Here is a 513-nt window from a genome sequence, read left to right on the forward strand (position 1 = left end):
GTCGAAGCAGTTAGCTTCGGGTGCCATGATTCGGAGGAGACCGGTCATGGCTTCGATGGCGCAGCATCTCTCGGCCGACGAACTGGAGGATCGCTTCCGGTCGGCGAAGGACGTGGTGGAACGCAGCCATTGCCAGGCGATCTGGCTTCTGGCGAAGGGACACACGACGTCGGAAGTCGCGGAGATCGTCGCACTGACACCGCGGTGGGTCCGGAAGCTGTCGGCGCGTTACGAGCGGGAGGGGATCGCCTCGTTGGGCGATCGTCGTCGGCGCAATGCCGGCGCGAGACCGCTGTTGTCGGCGGACGACCTCGATGCCTTGCGAGAGCGTCTGCGCCGTCCGCCCGACGATGGCGGGCTGTGGACCGGGCCGAAGGTGGCGCGCTGGATGGCGGCCCGGCTCGGGCTCGAGCATGTTCACGCGCCACGCGGCTGGGAAGCGCTGAAAAAGCTCGACTGGTCGCTGCAGCAGCCGCGTCCGAGAAACCCGCGGTCGGCGAGCCCGGACGAGGC

At 68.2% G+C, this 513-nt stretch carries 1 protein-coding gene; it reads left to right on the forward strand.

Features of this window, described 5'->3' with window-relative positions:
* Window positions 1-46: 46 nt before the first annotated feature.
* A partial coding sequence (locus A33M_RS17640) for a helix-turn-helix domain-containing protein (RefSeq protein WP_040621440.1) occupies window positions 47-513 on the forward strand: 467 nt, incomplete at its 3' end.

This window comes from Rhodovulum sp. PH10 (genome assembly GCF_000293785.1).
Classification (GTDB): Bacteria; Pseudomonadota; Alphaproteobacteria; order Rhizobiales; family Xanthobacteraceae; genus Rhodoplanes.